This is a genomic window from Streptomyces sp. NPDC006476 (genome assembly GCF_040612015.1).
Lineage (GTDB): Bacteria > Actinomycetota > Actinomycetes > Streptomycetales > Streptomycetaceae > Streptomyces > Streptomyces griseorubiginosus_B.
On record NZ_JBEXPK010000012.1, the window covers coordinates 144851 to 159588 of the forward strand.

The following is a 14738-nucleotide window of genomic DNA, read 5'->3' on the forward strand; positions in this document are numbered from 1 at the left end:
AAGCACCATGACCACGCACGTCACGATCATCGGCGCGGGGCTCGGCGGGCTGACGCTCGCGCGTGTCCTGCACGTCCATGGGATCCCGGCGACGGTCTACGAGGCGGAGGCCTCGCCCGTGTCCCGCGCCCAGGGCGGGATGCTCGACATCCACGACCACAACGGACAGCTCGCCCTCAAGGCGGCCGGGCTCTTCGACGAGTTCCTCGGGATCGTCCACCCGGGTGCCGAGGCGTCACGGGTGATGGGCAAGGACGGAAAGGTCCTGCTGGACGAGCCCGACGACGGAGCGGGCCGGCGCCCGGAGGTGCCCCGCGGTGCCCTTCGGCGGATCCTGATCGACTCGTTGCCGGCCGACGCGATCCGGTGGGGACACAAGGTCGCCGGGGCCCGGTCTCTCGACGACGGCCGGCACGAGGTGACGTTCGCGGACGGTACGACGGTGACGACCGGCCTGTTGGTCGGCGCGGACGGGGCGTGGTCCCGGGTCCGTCCGCTGCTGTCCGAGGCGAAGCCCGAGTACGTGGGCCTGTCCATCATCGAGACGTACCTCTTCGACAGCGACATCCGACACCCCGCCACCGCCCGTGCCGTGGGTGACGGTTCCCTCTTCGCGCTCGCTCCCGGCAAGGGCATCAGCGCCCACCGCGAGCCCGACGGCGTCCTGCACACCTACGTCCAGCTCGTGAAGCCGCAGGAGTGGCTGGACGCAGTCGACTTCACCGACGCCGAGGCGGCCCGGGCGCTGGTCGCCGCGGAGTTCGAGGACTGGGCGCCGGAACTCACCGCGCTGATCACGGACGGTGGGACCCCGCTGGTCCCACGGCCCATCAACACCCTGCCCAGCGACCACCGTTGGGACCGGGTGCCCGGCGTGACCCTGCTCGGCGACGCCGCCCACCTCATGCCCCCGTCCGGCGAGGGCGCCAACCTCGCCATGTACGACGCCGCCGAACTCGGCAACGCCCTCGCCGCCCACCCGGACGACCCCGAGTCCGCGCTCACCGCGTACGAGGAGGCCATGTTCCCGCGCAGCGCCACCGAGGCCACCACATCCGCGCAGCTCCAGGACCTCCTCCTCGGCGAGAACGCCCCGCACAGCTTGGTCGACTTCTTCACGGGCAAGGGCCAGGCGGGATGAACCCCCTGGATCACCGGCGGCACTGACGCCAGGACCGAGGTAAGCGACGGCCTGCCCCGGGGTCCCCCCGGACACCAGGGGGTCCCGTCACTTCTCTGGTGGTCTGGACGGTTCCGGTGTGCGGCAGGTGGCGTCGCTGCTCCCGGGGCTGCAGGCCCCCAGGGATCAGCTCCTCCCGGGGCTGCCGTCAACCGCGGACCGCGCCCGCCATCCGGCTACTCCCCGAGTTGGCTCCGTAGCCACTGTTCCACCTCGCCCACGTGGGCGGCCGCTCCCGCGCGGGCCGCCTCGGGGTCGTGGGCGACCAGGGCGCGGTGGATCGCCGCGTGTTCGCGGCGGGTGCGGGCGAAGGCGCCCTCCTCCTGGTAGCCGCGCCAGACGCGGGCGCGGAAGGTCCGCGACGACAGGCCGTCGAGGATCGCTGCCATGGTGTCGTTGCCTGCGGCCATGGCGATCTCGCGGTGGAAGGCGAGGTCGTGGGCGAGGATCTCCTCGGGGTCGTCGGTGGCGTTCATCGCGGTGAGATGCTTCTCGACCTCGGCCAGCTGGTCCGGCGTGATCCGGGCCGCCGCCAGCGCGGTGGCCGTCGACTCCAGGATGCGCCGCACCTCCAGCAGCTCCACCAGCCGTGGCCCGCGCGAGAGATCGGCCACCACACCGAACGTCTCCAGCAGATCCCCGGCCTCCAGCTGCGTCACGTAGATGCCCGAGCCGTGCCGGGCCTCCAGGACGCCCAGGACCGTCAGCGCGCGGATCGCCTCCCGCATCGAGCTGCGGGACATGCCCAGTTGGGAGGCGAGGTCGCGTTCGGTCGGCAGGCGCTGGCCGGGTTCGAGGCGGCCCTCGGCGATCATCGCCTTGATCCGCTCGATGGCGCGCTGCGTCACCGTGCCCTTCTGCGGGGCGGTCTCGTCCACGCCGTTCCTCCTGTCGCCGGTGCGCCGCAGTCTAACCCCGAGGGTGGTCGGACCAATACCGTCAGGAGAGGCGAAAAAATCCCGTCGGAGGGTGTTGTTTCCCGGAAGTGGTCTGATAAATATGCGGGCATCTGCTCGAACCCGCTCAACGAGGAGCCGCCCACATGCCCGGCACGACAGCGCGCAAGCAGTACAGGTCACGGATCGTCGGCGCGATGGCTGCGGTCGTCGGCGCCTCTCTCCTACTCGCCGCCTGCGGCAGCACCAAGGACACCGGCTCCGGCAGCGCCGGAGGCGGCGGGACCGGCAAGGTCGGGGTGATCCTGCCCCTGCTGACCTCGCCGTTCTGGCAGTCGTACAACGACTACGTGCCGAAGATGGCCAAGTCCGAAGGCGTCGACGCGCTGAAGACGGTCAACTCCAACAGCGACCCCTCGCAGCAGATCACCGACATCAACAACCAGCTCAACCAGGGCGTGAAGGGCCTCGTCGTGGCCCCGCTGGACAGCGCCGCCATCGAGGCCGGCCTCGACCAGGCCGAGCGCAAGGGCGTGCCGGTCGTCGCCGTGGACGTGGCGCCCGACAAGGGCAAGGTCGCCATGGTGGTGCGCGCCGACAACGTCGCCTACGGCACCAAGGCCTGCGACTACCTCGGCCAGCACGTCACCAGCGGCAAGGTCGTGCAGATCATGGGCGACCTGGCCTCGGTCAACGGCCGCGACCGCTCTCAGGCGTTCCGCACCTGCGTGAAGACGAAGTACCCCAAGCTCAAGGTCCTGGAGATCCCCGCCAAGTGGGAGTCCGACACGGCCGCCTCCCAGCTGGGCACCCTGCTCAACGCCAACCCCGACATCAAGGGCATCTACATGCAGGCCGGCGGCGTCTACCTCGCGCCCACCCTGCAGACCCTGAAGTCGAAGAACCTGCTGAAGGCGGCGGGCCAGAAGGGCCACATCGTCATCGTCTCCAATGACGGCATCCCGCAGGAGTTCGACGCCATCCGCAAGGGCGAGATCGACGCGACCGTCTCCCAGCCCGCCGACGCCTACGCCAAGTACGGCATGTACTACATCAAGGCGGCGATGGACGGGAAGACCTTCAAGCCGGGCCCGACGGACCACGACTCGACCATCGTCAAGCTGCCGAGCGGCATCCTCGAGGACCAGCTGCCCGCGCCACTGGTCACCAAGGACAACGTCGACGACCCCAAGCTCTGGGGCAACACGGTCAAATGAGCGCTTCCGACAGCCCGGTCGTACCGCTTGTCGAGGCACGCGACATCGTCAAGCGGTACGGCCCCACCACCGCCCTGGCCGACGGCCGGCTCACCGTGCTGCCCGGCGAGTCCCACGCCCTCGTCGGCCGCAACGGCGCCGGCAAGTCGACCCTGGTCCGTGTCCTCACCGGACTGGAGGCGCCCGACGAGGGCACGGTCCGCTTCGACGGCGAGCCCGCGCCCGCGCTCACCGACCGCGACGCCTGGCGCCGCAAGGTCGCCTGCGTCTACCAACACCCCACCGTCGTACCCGAGTTGACGGTCGCCGAGAACCTCTTCATCAACCGCCAGCCCCTCCAGCGCGGCTTCATCAGCTGGCGCAGGCTCCGCGGCGAGGCCGCCCGGCTGCTCGACACCTGGGACGTCCGGGTCGACCCCGAGGCCCGCACCGCCGACCTCAAGGTGGAGGACCGTCAAATGGTGGAGATCGCCCGGGCGTTGAGCTTCGGCGCCCGCTTCATCATCCTCGACGAGCCGACCGCCCAGCTCGACAACCGTGAGATCGAGCGGCTCTTCGCCCGCATGCGCGGCCTGCAGGACTCGGGCGTCACCTTCCTGTTCATCTCCCACCATCTGCAGGAGGTGTACGAGGTCTGCCAGACCGTCACCGTGCTGCGCGACGCCCGCTGGATCACCACGGCCCCCGTCGCCGAACTGCCCAGGGCGGCCCTGGTCGAGGCGATGGCGGGCGAGTCCATCGAGGTGATCGCCGAACAGGGCCTGCGGGAAAGGGCCGTCGATGAGGCGGCCCCCGTGCTCCTCGAGGCACGCGGGCTCACCTCGGAGGCGTACCAGAACGTCGACCTGACCGTCCGGCGCGGCGAGGTCGTCGGCCTCGCCGGCTCCAGCGCCAGCGGCAAGATCGAGCTGGCGGAGGCCTTCGCCGGTCTGCGCACCCCGACCGGTGGTACGGCCGAACTCGACGGCGCACGGCTGAAGTTCGGCTCGGTGCAGGCCGCTCTGGAGGCCGGCGTCGGCTGCGTGCCGCGCGACCGGCACGAACAGGGCCTGGTCGCCGGCATGAGCATCGGCGACAACTCCACCATGACCGTCCTGGACCGGCTCGGCCGCTTCGGCTTCATCGGCACCGACCGCAGACGCGGCTTCGCCGCCGAGCTGATCGACCGCCTCGACATCCACGCCGAGGGCCCCGAGCAGCCGGTCGCCGCCCTGTCCGGCGGCAACGCGCAGAAGGTCGTCATGGCCCGCGCCCTCGCCTCCGACCCCAGGCTGCTGGTCCTCATCAACCCCACCGCGGGCGTCGACGTGAAGTCGAAGGAGTCACTGCTCGCCCGCGTGGACAGCGCCCGCGAGGACGGCACCGCCGTCCTGGTCGTCTCCGACGAACTCGACGACCTCAGGCGCTGCGACCGCGTCCTCGTCCTCTTCCACGGCCGTGTCGTCGCCGAGCACTCGGCGGGCTGGCGCGACCACGAGCTGATCGCCTCCATCGAAGGAGTTGACCATGGCTGACACCAAGGCTCCGCCGGTGAAGCCGGTGAGGGTGCCCGATGCTCGGTCGGCTCGCGCCGTGCTGTTGCGCCGCGCTCGCGAACTCGCCCTCGTTCCCGCGCTGTTGCTGCTCCTTCTGCTCGGTGCCCTGCTGAACGACTCGTTCTTCACCGAAGACACCCTGATCTCCATCCTGGCCTCCTCCGCCGCGCTCGCGATGGTGGTGCTCGCCGAGTCGCTGGTCCTCATCACGGGCAAGTTCGACCTGTCGCTCGAATCGGTGGTCGGCGTCGCGCCGGCGGTGGCGGCGCTCCTGGTGCTGCCGGCCGCCCAGGCCGGCTGGGGCACGGAACTCCCCGCCGGGCTGGCCCTGCTGGCCATCCCCCTGGTGGGCGCGGTCATCGGTGCCTTCAACGGCATCCTCGTGGTGAAGGTGAAGCTCAACGCGTTCATCGTCACGCTGGCGATGCTGATCATTCTGCGCGGGCTCCTGGTCGGCGCCACCAAGGGCAAGACACTGTTCGGCATGCCGGACGCGTTCTTCTCGTTGGCCACCTCCACGTTCCTGCGCATCCCGCTGTCGGTCTGGGTCGCCGCCGCGGCGTTCGCCGTCGCCGGTCTGGTGCTCAAGTACCACCGCGTGGGCCGCTCGCTGTACGCCATCGGCGGCAACCTGGAAGCGGCCCGCGCCGCAGGCATCCGCGTCGACCGTGTCAGGCTCGGCGTCTACGTCGTCGCGGGTGTGCTCGCCTCGCTCGGTGGTCTGATGTACACCGGTTATGTCGGCGCGATCGGCGCCAACCAGGGCCAGAACATGATCTTCACGGTGTTCGCCGCGGCCGTCATCGGGGGCATCAGCCTCGACGGCGGCCGGGGCACCATGTTCGGGGCTCTCACCGGCGTGCTGCTGCTCGGCGTGGTCAAGACCATGCTCACCATGGCCCAGGTGCCGTCGTTCTGGATCGACGCCATCTACGGCGGGATCATCCTCGTCGCCCTCATGATCGCCCGCCTGACAACGGGCCGCGCCCAGGACTGACCCCTCCCAGCCCCCGACCGAAAGGCACTCCGTGTCCCCGACGCCCGTCCGCATCACCGCGGTCGACACCTACGACATCCGGTTCCCGACCTCGCGCGAGCTGGACGGCTCCGACGCGATGAACCCGGACCCCGACTACTCGGCCGCCTACGTCGTGCTGCGCACCGACGACGAGGACGGTCCGCAGGGGCACGGCTTCACCTTCACCATCGGGCGGGGCAACGATGTCCAGGTCGCCGCGATCCACGCGCTGCGCCACCATGTGGTCGGACGGTCCGTCGACGAACTGTGCGCCGACCCCGGCCAGGTCTACCGCGACCTGATCGGGGACAGCCAACTGCGCTGGCTCGGGCCCGAGAAGGGCGTGATGCACATGGCGATCGGCGCGGTCACCAACGCCGTGTGGGACCTCGCCGCCAAGCGCGCCGACAAGCCCCTGTGGCGGCTGCTCGCCGAGGCCGACCCCGAGTGGCTGGTCGGGCAGATCGACTTCCGGTACCTCACCGACGCCCTCACCCCCGTGGAGGCGCTGGAGATCCTGCGCCGGGGCAGGCCGGGCGCCGAGGAGCGCACCGCCCGGCTGCTGGAGCGCGGCTACCCCGGCTACACCACCTCCGCCGGCTGGCTCGGCTACAGCGACGAGAAGCTCACCCGGCTCGCCGCCCAGGCCGTCGCCGACGGCTTCACCCAGATCAAGCTGAAGGTCGGCGCCGACCTCGAGGACGACATCCGCCGCTGCCGGGTCGCCCGCTCGGTCGTCGGACCGGACATCCGCATGGCCATCGACGCCAACCAGCGCTGGGACGTGGCGGAGGCGATCCGCTGGACCAAGGCGCTGGCCGAGTTCGACCCGTACTGGATCGAGGAGCCCACCAGCCCCGACGACGTCCTCGGCCACGCCGCGATCCGCGAGGCCGTCGCCCCGGTCAAGGTGGCCACCGGCGAGCACGTGCAGAACCGGATCGTCTTCAAACAGCTGCTGCAGGCCGGCGCGCTCGACGTCGTCCAGATCGACGCGGCCCGCGTCGGCGGCGTCAACGAGAACCTCGCCATCCTGCTGCTCGCCGCCAAGTTCGGCGTCCCGGTCTGCCCGCACGCCGGCGGCGTCGGCCTGTGCGAACTCGTCCAGCACCTGTCGATGTTCGACTATGTGGCGGTCACCGGCACCACCGAGAACCGGGTCATCGAGTACGTCGACCATCTGCACGACCACTTCCTCGACCCGGTGGTGATCCGCGAGGGCCACTACCAGGCCCCCGCCGCGCCCGGATTCTCGGCCGCCATGCGTCCCGAGTCGATCGCGCGGTACACCTTCCCCGACGGCGACTTCTGGGTCGCCGACCTCGACGAGAAGAAGGGACAGGCGGCATGACCGACTTCGAGGGGCTGAAGGCCCTGGTCACCGGTGGAGCCTCCGGCATCGGACGGGCCACGGCCGACCTCCTCGCCGCCCGCGGCGCGCAGGTCGCCGTCCTCGACCTCGACCCGTCCCCGGTGGAGAAACCGCTGCTCGGCTTCCGGGCGGACGTCACCGACGACACCTCCGTACGCGAGGCGGTGGCCGCCGCGGTCGCCGAGCTCGGCGGTCTCGACGTGGTGGTCAACAACGCGGGCATCGGCGCCCAGGGCACCGTCGAGGACAACGACGACGCCGAGTGGCACCGGGTCCTGGACGTCAACGTGGTCGGCATGGTGCGCGTGACCCGCGTCGCGCTGCCGCATCTGCGCGAATCGCGGCACGCTGCGATCGTCAACACCTGCTCCATCGCCGCCACCGCCGGCCTCCCGCAGCGCGCGCTCTACAGCGCGACCAAGGGCGCCGTGTACTCGCTGACCCTCGCCATGGCCGCCGACCACGTCCGCGAGGGCATCCGCGTCAACTGCGTCAACCCCGGCACGGCCGACACCCCCTGGGTCGGCCGCCTGCTGGACAAGGCCTCCGACCCGGCCGCCGAACGCGCCGCCCTGGAGGCCCGCCAGCCCACCGGCCGCCTGGTCTCCGCCGCAGAGGTCGCGGGCGCCATCGCCTACCTGGCCAGCCCTCTCTCCGGAGCCACCACCGGCACCTCCCTCGCCGTCGACGGCGGCATGCAGGGACTGCGCCTGAGGCCGGTGGGCCAGTGAGCATGCCCCACGGACTCGGTTTCGGAGCGGCCGGCATCGCCGGCCTCTACACCGAGGTCACCGACGAGCAGGCGTACGAGGCCGTCTCCGCCGCCTGGCAGCGCGGCATCCGCTACTACGACACGGCACCCCACTACGGGCTCGGCGTGTCAGAACGCCGCCTCGGCGCGGTCCTGCGCGAGCACCCGCGTGAGCAGTACACGCTCTCCACGAAGGTCGGCCGCCGTCTTGAGCCCTCGTCCGACGGCGGGGACGACCTCGCGCACGGCTTCGCCGTCCCCGCCACCCACCGCCGGGTGTGGGACTTCACCGCGGACGGCATCCGCCGCACCCTCGACGCCGGCCTGGAACGGCTCGGCGTCGACCGCGTCGACATCGTCTACCTGCACGACCCCGACGACCACGCCGAACAGGCCTTCAGGGAGGCCTATCCCGCGCTGGAGAAGCTCCGCTCGGAAGGCGTGGTCGGCGCGATCGGCGCGGGGATGAACCAGGCCGAGATGCTCACCCGTTTCGTCCGCGAGACCGACGTCGACGTGGTGCTGTGCGCCGGCCGCTACACCCTGCTCGACCAGAGCGCGCTCACGGAGCTCCTCCCCGCGGCCGTCGCCCGAGGTGTCTCGGTGGTGATCGGGGGAGCCTTCAACTCGGGCCTGCTGGCGGATCCGAAGCCGGGGGCGACCTACAACTACGCGGCGGTGCCGCCCGAGTTGTTGGACCGGGCCTTGCGCATGCAGGCGGTCGCCGAGCGGCACGGCATCACCCTGCGGGCCGCCGCCCTCGCCTTCTGCGCGGCGCACCCGGCTGTCACGAGCGTGCTGGTGGGAGCCCGTTCGGCGGCGGAGGTCCACGACTGCGCCGACCAGTTCGCGACGCTGGTGCCCGCCGCCTTCTGGCAGGAGCTGCGCGAGACCGGACTGCTCCCCGCCCATGCCCCCGTACCCGCCGAGGAACCGTCATGAGAGTCGCCCTGCACACCAAGGTCCGCGCGGACCGCGTCGCCGAGTACGAGGCCGCCCATCGCGAGGTCCCCAAGGAGCTCACGGACGCCATCCGCGCGGCCGGTGCGAGCTCCTGGACCATCTGGCGCAGCGGCACCGACCTCTTCCACGTCCTGGAGTGCGAGGACTACAGCCGGCTCCTCGCCGAGCTGGAGAAGCTCCCGGTCAACATCACCTGGCAGGCCCGGATGGCGGAGCTGCTGGACGTGGTCCACGACTACTCCGCCGAGGGCGCGGAGGCGGGGCTGCCCGTCGTCTGGGAGCTGCCATGACGGTGGACGCCCACCACCACGTCTGGGACCTGGCGGCCCGCGACCAGGACTGGATCCCCGAGGGCAGCCCGCTGCGGCGGACGTTCACGGTCGCCGACCTCGAACCCGAGGCGCGGGCCGCCGGGGTCGACCGCACGGTCCTGGTCCAGACGGTCACCGTGCCGGAGGAGACCCCTGAGTTCCTGGAGCTGGCCGCCGCGCACGACCTCATCGCCGGTGTGGTCGGCTGGACCGACCTCACCCGTCCCGACATCGCCGACGAACTGGCCCGGCTGCGGGAACTCCCCGGCGGCTCGTACCTCAAGGGCATCCGTCACCAGGTCCAGGGCGAGCCGGACCCCGAATGGCTGCTGCGCCCGGACGTACGGCGTGGTCTCGCGGCCGTGGCCGCCGCGGGCCTGGTCTACGACCTGGTCGTCCTGCCCCACCAACTCCCGTCCTGCGCCAAGGCGGCCGCGGACCTCCCCGACCTCACCTTCGTCCTCGACCACTTGGGCAAGCCCCCGATCGCCTCGGGTGCCCTGACCCTGTGGTCCACCGACCTGCACGCCCTCGCCGCCCGACCCAACACCGTCGCCAAACTCTCCGGCCTGGTCACGGAGGCGAACCCCGCCGGCTGGACCACCGACGACCTCCGCCCGTACACCGAGACGGCCCTGGAGGCCTTCGGCCCGGACCGCCTGATGTTCGGATCGGACTGGCCGGTGTGCACGGAGCGAGCGACGTACGGACAAGTCATCGAGGCAGCCCGCCAGTTGACGTCCCCTACCGAACACGCCCAGCTCTTCGAGACCACGGCCGCCCGCGTCTACGGCCTGTAGACCACCGCTACGACCGCTGCGCCACCCCCGACAGCCGCGTGGGCGGCAGATACTCCCGTACGTAGGTCCGCTCCCAGCACGCCCTCGTCTCCCGTAGCTCCCGCCAGCTCGTGTAGCGATAGCGGAAAAGGCGGGCGCGGATGTAGCGGGGCGGGGCGTCGGCAGGGAACGGGGAGCGGCGCAGGAGACGCAGGGTGTCGCGGTCGTTCTCCAGGAGCCGTTCCACCAGGGCGCCGAACCAGGAGCCGGCGTACCCGGGCGACAGCGCGGCGAACCACATCAGCCAGTCCAGACGCAGATGGTAGGGCGCGAACTGGCGGGGCCAGCGCTGTGGATCGCCAGGCTTGCCCTTGAACTCGTACTCCCGCCAGTCCGAGTCCTCCCTCGGGACGTCGTCGTCGGTGCCCTCGATCACCACCTCGTACCGGATCCGGCTGACACTCCCGAAGGCCCCGTAGGTGTTGACCAGATGGAGCGGATCGAAGGAGCGGTTCATGATCTGGCGGCGGGAGATCATGTTGCGGACGGGGTGGTAGCTCAGCCCCGCGAGGAGGACGGAGACGGCCAGCACCAGGACCTCGTACCAGAGCGGGGTGGCCGGGACGGTGGACGGCGCGTCCTCGGGGAGCCGCAACGCGGAGCCGGCCAGGACGATGGTGATCCAGTTCAGCCAGGAGAAGTTGCCCGACAGGACCAGCCACAGCTGGGTGACGATCATCAGGGACGCGGCGGCCGTGGCGATCGGCTGGGGTGTGAACAGCAGGATGGGCACCGCGAGTTGGGTGACATGGTTCGCGGCCACCTCCACCCGGTGCGCGGGCTTGGGCAGATGGTGGAAGAACCAGCTCAGCGGGCCCGGCATCGGCTGGGTCTCGTGGTGGTGGTCCAGGCATGTCAGCTTCCGCCAGCACGCGTCACCGCGCATCTTGATCAGCCCTGCGCCGAACTCGACACGGAAGAGGATCCAGCGCAGCAGGAACAGGACGACGACCGGCGGGGCCACCTCGTCGTTGCCGAGGAAGACCGCCAGGAACCCCACCTCCAGCAGCAGGGACTCCCAGCCGAACGCGTACCAGGTCTGACCGACGTTGACGATCGACAGATACAGGGCCCAGGGGATCAGCCACAGAAGCATCCCGGCCCAGAGCGGGACGTACGAGTCCAGCCCGGCGAGCAGGGCCGCCGAGACCGCGCAGCCCGTCCACGCGCAGACCGCGAAGAAGCGGTCCGAGTAGTGGAGTTGGAAGACGCTGGGGGCCTGCCGGAAACGCACTCGCTGAACGAACCGGGGGACCGGCAGCATGCCGCGCTCGCCCATCAGCGCGCGGAACTGCAGGGCCGCCGTCAGGAACGCCACCAGGTACACGCCGGCCAGGGCCCGCTGGAAGACCAGCCGGCTCATCCAGTACTCGGGTGCGGTGAACCAGTCCACGGCCGTGCACTCCTCACCTCATTGTCGCGCCGAACCCTATGTCACTCTCCGTGTAACCATCCTCCGCTTGCGTAACCCAGGTGAGTGAAGCAGACAATAGTGACGAATTACCTGCTCTGAGGCTGGAGGACGAGGTGCGGACAGTCACCGGAACCCTCGCCACCGCCTGCGCACTCTCGGCGGCGGTCATCGCCGTCGGCTGCGCCGGCAGCGGCGGGGCGGAGACCAAGTCGATCGGTGAGGTCTTTCTGCTGCCGGCCGCGGACCAGGGACCGGACCCGTTCACCCCGTCCACGGCCACCGCGACGCCCACCTCGTCCGCCGTCGGCCGTGCGGTGCAGGCGGTGGGCGCCCCGAGCGCGCGGGCCCTTTCGGGCGGCACCCCCGGGCTGTACGCCGGGACCGCGCGCGTCGGCAGCTGCGATGTGGACCGGCAGATCGCCTACCTGACCTCCGACCCGGCCAAAACCCGCGCCTTCGCCCGGGCCGAGGGCGTCACCGAGGCGTCCGTCCCGGACTTCCTGCGCGGCCTCGCGCCGGTCGTGCTGCGCGCCGACACCCGGGTCACCGACCACGGCTTCCGCCACGGCCGGACGACGGACTTCCAGTCCGTGCTCCAGGCCGGCACCGCCGTCCTCGTCGACGGCCGGGGCGTACCGCGCGTGCGGTGCGCCGGCGGCAACCCTCTCGCGCCGGCCGTCGCCGAACGGGGCCGCTTCGGCACCAAGGGCCGCTCCTGGTCCGGCTTCCGGCCCGGCCAGGTGATCGTGGTGACCCCGGCACCCCAGGTGATCACCACCCTCACGATCGTCGACGTCGGCCACGGCACCTGGATCGAACGCCCCATCAGCCAGGACGTGCACCACGACCACGTCATCCCGCCACCGGCCGGGGAGGCCCTGGCGACGATGCCGACACCGCCCGCCGGCTCGGACTCCGGCGAACCCGACGCCACCGCGGCCGCGCCGGCCGACGTCCCGACGGCGCCGGCCACCCCGCCGCCGACGCCCGGCCTGACGACCACCGTCTTCGACAGTCCCACGGACGTCTTCGACGGCTGAGCGGTCCTCCGCGACCGCGGGACGGGCACTCGACGCAACAATCCGGTGCCTCCCGGTCGAAGAATCAGCCAAACCCTGGCAAGGTGGCTCCATGGTTGATCGGGGAGCGAGCGCCCTGTCACTCCCGGACGACTGGCCCGCCCATCCGGACCCGATTCTGGCGCTCAACCAGATGGGCAGTTTCGACTGGGACCTGGACAGCGGCCTGTTCCACATGGACCCCCAGGCCCACGAGGTCTTCGACCTGCGCCCCGACGAGTACGACGGCAACCCCGCGAGCCTCGCCGTCCGCGTCCCGTCGTCCGAGGCCTACCGCCTCGACACCCTGGTCGCCCAGGCCATGAAGGACGGCAGCGAGAACTACGGCGCCTACTTCCGCATCCGCCGCCGCGACGGCAGCCTGCGCTGGACCCACACCCAGGGCTACATCCGGCGCGACGAGACCGGCCGGCCGCGCCGGATCATCGGCATCGTCCGGGACGCCACCCAGGAGCTGATCGAGAGCGCGTCCCGGCAGGAGCAGGCAGCCCTGGACGAGGCCCGGCGCCGGCAGACCAACGTCGTCCAGCTCACCACGGCCGCCCTCGCCCACGCCCGCACCGTCCAGGACGTCATCGACGTCCTCAAGGACACCCACGGACTGACCCACCTCGGCGCGACCAGCCTGGTCATGGGCCTGGTCGAGGCCGGCCGGATCCGGCTGATCGCCGAGGGTCCCGAGGGCAGCTTCGTACCCGGCACCCTCGTCACCGGTATCGACGAGCCCTACCCGATGAGCGAGGTCGTGCGCACCCTCAGCCCCCGCTTCATCGAGTCGCCCGAGGAGTTCGCCAAGGGCTTCCCCGTCCTGTGGCCGCACATCACCGACCTGAACATCACCTCGGCGGCCTATCTGCCGCTGATCGTCCAGGCCCGCCCGATCGGCGCCATGGGCCTGCTCTACAGCGACCGGCGCGGCTTCTCGCCCGACGAACGCAACGTGCTGGTCGCCCTCGGCAGCAGCATCGCGCAGAGCCTGCAGCGGGCCATGTTCTACGAGCAGGAGAAGGACCTCGCCTCCGGTCTCCAGCAGGCCATGCTGCCGCGCACCATCCCCAGCGTGCGCGGCGCCGACGTCGCCGTCCGCTACCGTGCCGGCACCGCCGCGGGCTCCCTCGCCCGGGACATCGGCGGCGACTGGTACGACCTGATCCCGCTGCCCGGCGGCCGGGTCGGGGCGGTCATCGGCGACGTCCAGGGCCACGACACCCACGCCGCGGCCGTCATGGGCCAGCTGCGCATCGTGCTGCGCGCCTACGCCGCCGAGGGCCACACCCCGGCGACCGTCATGGCCCGCGCCTCCGTCTTCCTGCACGAACTCGACACCGACCGCTTCGCGACCTGTCTGTACGCCGAGGCCGACCTGTCGACCGGCGTGGTACAGGTGGTGCGGGCCGGGCACATCGACCCGCTGATCCGGGAGGCCGACGGCGTCTGCCGGCGCATCCCCGTCGAAGGCGGGCTGCCGCTCGGCCTGTCCGCCGAGTTCCGCAGCCTCGAATACCCCGTCGGCACCCTCGAACTCGATCCCGGAAACACCCTCGTGCTGTGCACCGACGGACTGGTCGAACGGCCCGGCGCCGACCTCGACGACGGCATGCGGACCCTGACCGCCCTGATCGCCACCGGCCCCGACGACGTCCGCGATCTCGCCGACCGCCTCATCGACATCGCCGAGGCCCGCGGGGGCGACGACGACGTGGCCCTGCTCCTGCTGCGCCGCCGCGGACTGGACACCCAGCAGTCCGGCGGCCGGCTCCAGCAGCACGTGGCACCCGGTGACCCCGAGGCCCTCACCCAGGCCCGGCACATGATCAGGGCCGCGGTCCGCGCCTGGGGCGCCGAGGACCGCGCGGACGAGGTCGAACTGGTCGCCGACGAACTGGTCACCAACGCGCTGATGCACACCGAGGGCGCGGCGATCGTCACCCTCAGGGTCCTCACCGGCGGCGACCGGCGGCTGCGCGTCGAGGTGGAGGACTCCTCCAGCGCCCTGCCGCGGCGCCGCGAGGCGGGCGAGTCGGGGGTCTCGGGGCGCGGGCTGATGCTGGTCGACCTGCTCACGGACGCGTGGGGGGTGGAGGCGCGCGGCGGCGGCAAGTGCGTGTGGTGCGAGTTCGTCGTGCCGGGACGGGACTGAACCCGCGTGGCGTTGTCGGTGCC

13 protein-coding genes are annotated in these 14738 nt (G+C 71.3%); 11 read left to right on the forward strand and 2 right to left on the reverse strand.

Annotation, left to right across the window (positions count from 1 at the left end):
* Positions 1–7: 7 nt before the first annotated feature.
* Positions 8–1141 (forward strand): NAD(P)/FAD-dependent oxidoreductase, encoded by a 1134-nt coding sequence (locus ABZZ74_RS15950; RefSeq protein ID WP_356765144.1) that lies wholly within the window; start codon positions 8–10, stop codon positions 1139–1141.
* Between the two features lie 215 nt (positions 1142–1356).
* Here the strand turns inward: ABZZ74_RS15950 and ABZZ74_RS15955 are convergent, their stop codons facing one another.
* On the reverse strand, positions 1357–2058 hold the full coding sequence (locus ABZZ74_RS15955) for a FadR/GntR family transcriptional regulator (protein ID WP_356765146.1): 702 nt from the start codon (positions 2056–2058) through the stop codon (positions 1357–1359).
* Positions 2059–2222: 164 nt separating this feature from the next.
* Here ABZZ74_RS15955 and ABZZ74_RS15960 point away from each other — a divergent pair, with 164 nt between their 5' ends.
* The 8 genes from ABZZ74_RS15960 to ABZZ74_RS15995 are packed head-to-tail and all read left to right on the forward strand — an operon-like array spanning position 2223 to position 10043.
* Entirely contained in the window at positions 2223–3293 is a 1071-nt protein-coding gene (locus ABZZ74_RS15960; protein WP_356765148.1) for a sugar ABC transporter substrate-binding protein, read from the forward strand.
* On the forward strand, positions 3290–4807 hold the full coding sequence (locus tag ABZZ74_RS15965) for a sugar ABC transporter ATP-binding protein (protein ID WP_356765150.1): 1518 nt from the start codon (positions 3290–3292) through the stop codon (positions 4805–4807). Before ABZZ74_RS15960 ends, ABZZ74_RS15965 begins: the two co-directional genes overlap by 4 nt.
* Complete coding sequence (locus ABZZ74_RS15970) at positions 4800–5825, forward strand: ABC transporter permease (RefSeq protein ID WP_240858762.1); 1026 nt, start codon at positions 4800–4802, stop codon at positions 5823–5825. The genes ABZZ74_RS15965 and ABZZ74_RS15970 overlap by 8 nt, the downstream gene beginning before the upstream one ends.
* A gap of 31 nt (positions 5826–5856) precedes the next feature.
* Positions 5857–7197, forward strand: a complete 1341-nt coding sequence (locus ABZZ74_RS15975) for an L-fuconate dehydratase (RefSeq protein WP_208776860.1) — start codon at positions 5857–5859, stop codon at positions 7195–7197.
* On the forward strand, positions 7194–7949 hold the full coding sequence (locus tag ABZZ74_RS15980; protein WP_356765153.1) for an SDR family oxidoreductase: 756 nt from the start codon (positions 7194–7196) through the stop codon (positions 7947–7949). Before ABZZ74_RS15975 ends, ABZZ74_RS15980 begins: the two co-directional genes overlap by 4 nt.
* A gap of 2 nt (positions 7950–7951) precedes the next feature.
* On the forward strand, positions 7952–8911 hold the full coding sequence (locus ABZZ74_RS15985) for an aldo/keto reductase (protein ID WP_356765155.1): 960 nt from the start codon (positions 7952–7954) through the stop codon (positions 8909–8911).
* A complete protein-coding gene (locus ABZZ74_RS15990) occupies positions 8908–9222 on the forward strand; it encodes an L-rhamnose mutarotase (RefSeq protein WP_356765157.1) in 315 nt (104 codons plus the stop codon). The genes ABZZ74_RS15985 and ABZZ74_RS15990 overlap by 4 nt, the downstream gene beginning before the upstream one ends.
* Entirely contained in the window at positions 9219–10043 is an 825-nt protein-coding gene (locus tag ABZZ74_RS15995) for an amidohydrolase family protein (protein WP_356765159.1), read from the forward strand. The genes ABZZ74_RS15990 and ABZZ74_RS15995 overlap by 4 nt, the downstream gene beginning before the upstream one ends.
* 7 nt (positions 10044–10050) lie before the next feature.
* On the opposite strand, the gene ABZZ74_RS16000 is transcribed toward ABZZ74_RS15995, so the two are convergent.
* On the reverse strand, positions 10051–11475 hold the full coding sequence (locus ABZZ74_RS16000) for a lipase maturation factor family protein (protein WP_356765161.1): 1425 nt from the start codon (positions 11473–11475) through the stop codon (positions 10051–10053).
* 80 nt (positions 11476–11555) lie between these two features.
* Here ABZZ74_RS16000 and ABZZ74_RS16005 point away from each other — a divergent pair, with 80 nt between their 5' ends.
* Together ABZZ74_RS16005 and ABZZ74_RS16010 are read left to right on the forward strand one after the other, a co-directional pair.
* Positions 11556–12536: a DUF6777 domain-containing protein gene (locus tag ABZZ74_RS16005; protein WP_356765163.1), complete on the forward strand. Its 981-nt coding sequence runs from the start codon at positions 11556–11558 to the stop codon at positions 12534–12536.
* Between the two features lie 91 nt (positions 12537–12627).
* Positions 12628–14715, forward strand: a complete 2088-nt coding sequence (locus ABZZ74_RS16010; protein WP_356765165.1) for a SpoIIE family protein phosphatase — start codon at positions 12628–12630, stop codon at positions 14713–14715.
* The last annotated feature ends 23 nt before the right edge of the window (positions 14716–14738 follow it).

Bases quoted from the DNA above. Each gene is read 5' to 3' on its own strand.
- ABZZ74_RS15960 (WP_356765148.1), top strand. From the start codon at position 2,223: ATGCCCGGCACGACAGCGCGCAAGCAGTACAGGTCACGGATCGTCGGC.
- ABZZ74_RS15980 (WP_356765153.1), top strand. From the start codon at position 7,194: ATGACCGACTTCGAGGGGCTGAAGGCCCTGGTCACCGGTGGAGCCTCC.
- ABZZ74_RS15990 (WP_356765157.1), top strand. From the start codon at position 8,908: ATGAGAGTCGCCCTGCACACCAAGGTCCGCGCGGACCGCGTCGCCGAG.
- ABZZ74_RS15965 (WP_356765150.1), top strand. From the start codon at position 3,290: ATGAGCGCTTCCGACAGCCCGGTCGTACCGCTTGTCGAGGCACGCGAC.
- ABZZ74_RS16010 (WP_356765165.1), top strand. From the start codon at position 12,628: ATGGTTGATCGGGGAGCGAGCGCCCTGTCACTCCCGGACGACTGGCCC.
- ABZZ74_RS15995 (WP_356765159.1), top strand. From the start codon at position 9,219: ATGACGGTGGACGCCCACCACCACGTCTGGGACCTGGCGGCCCGCGAC.
- ABZZ74_RS15950 (WP_356765144.1), top strand. From the start codon at position 8: ATGACCACGCACGTCACGATCATCGGCGCGGGGCTCGGCGGGCTGACG.
- ABZZ74_RS15970 (WP_240858762.1), top strand. From the start codon at position 4,800: ATGGCTGACACCAAGGCTCCGCCGGTGAAGCCGGTGAGGGTGCCCGAT.
- ABZZ74_RS15985 (WP_356765155.1), top strand. From the start codon at position 7,952: ATGCCCCACGGACTCGGTTTCGGAGCGGCCGGCATCGCCGGCCTCTAC.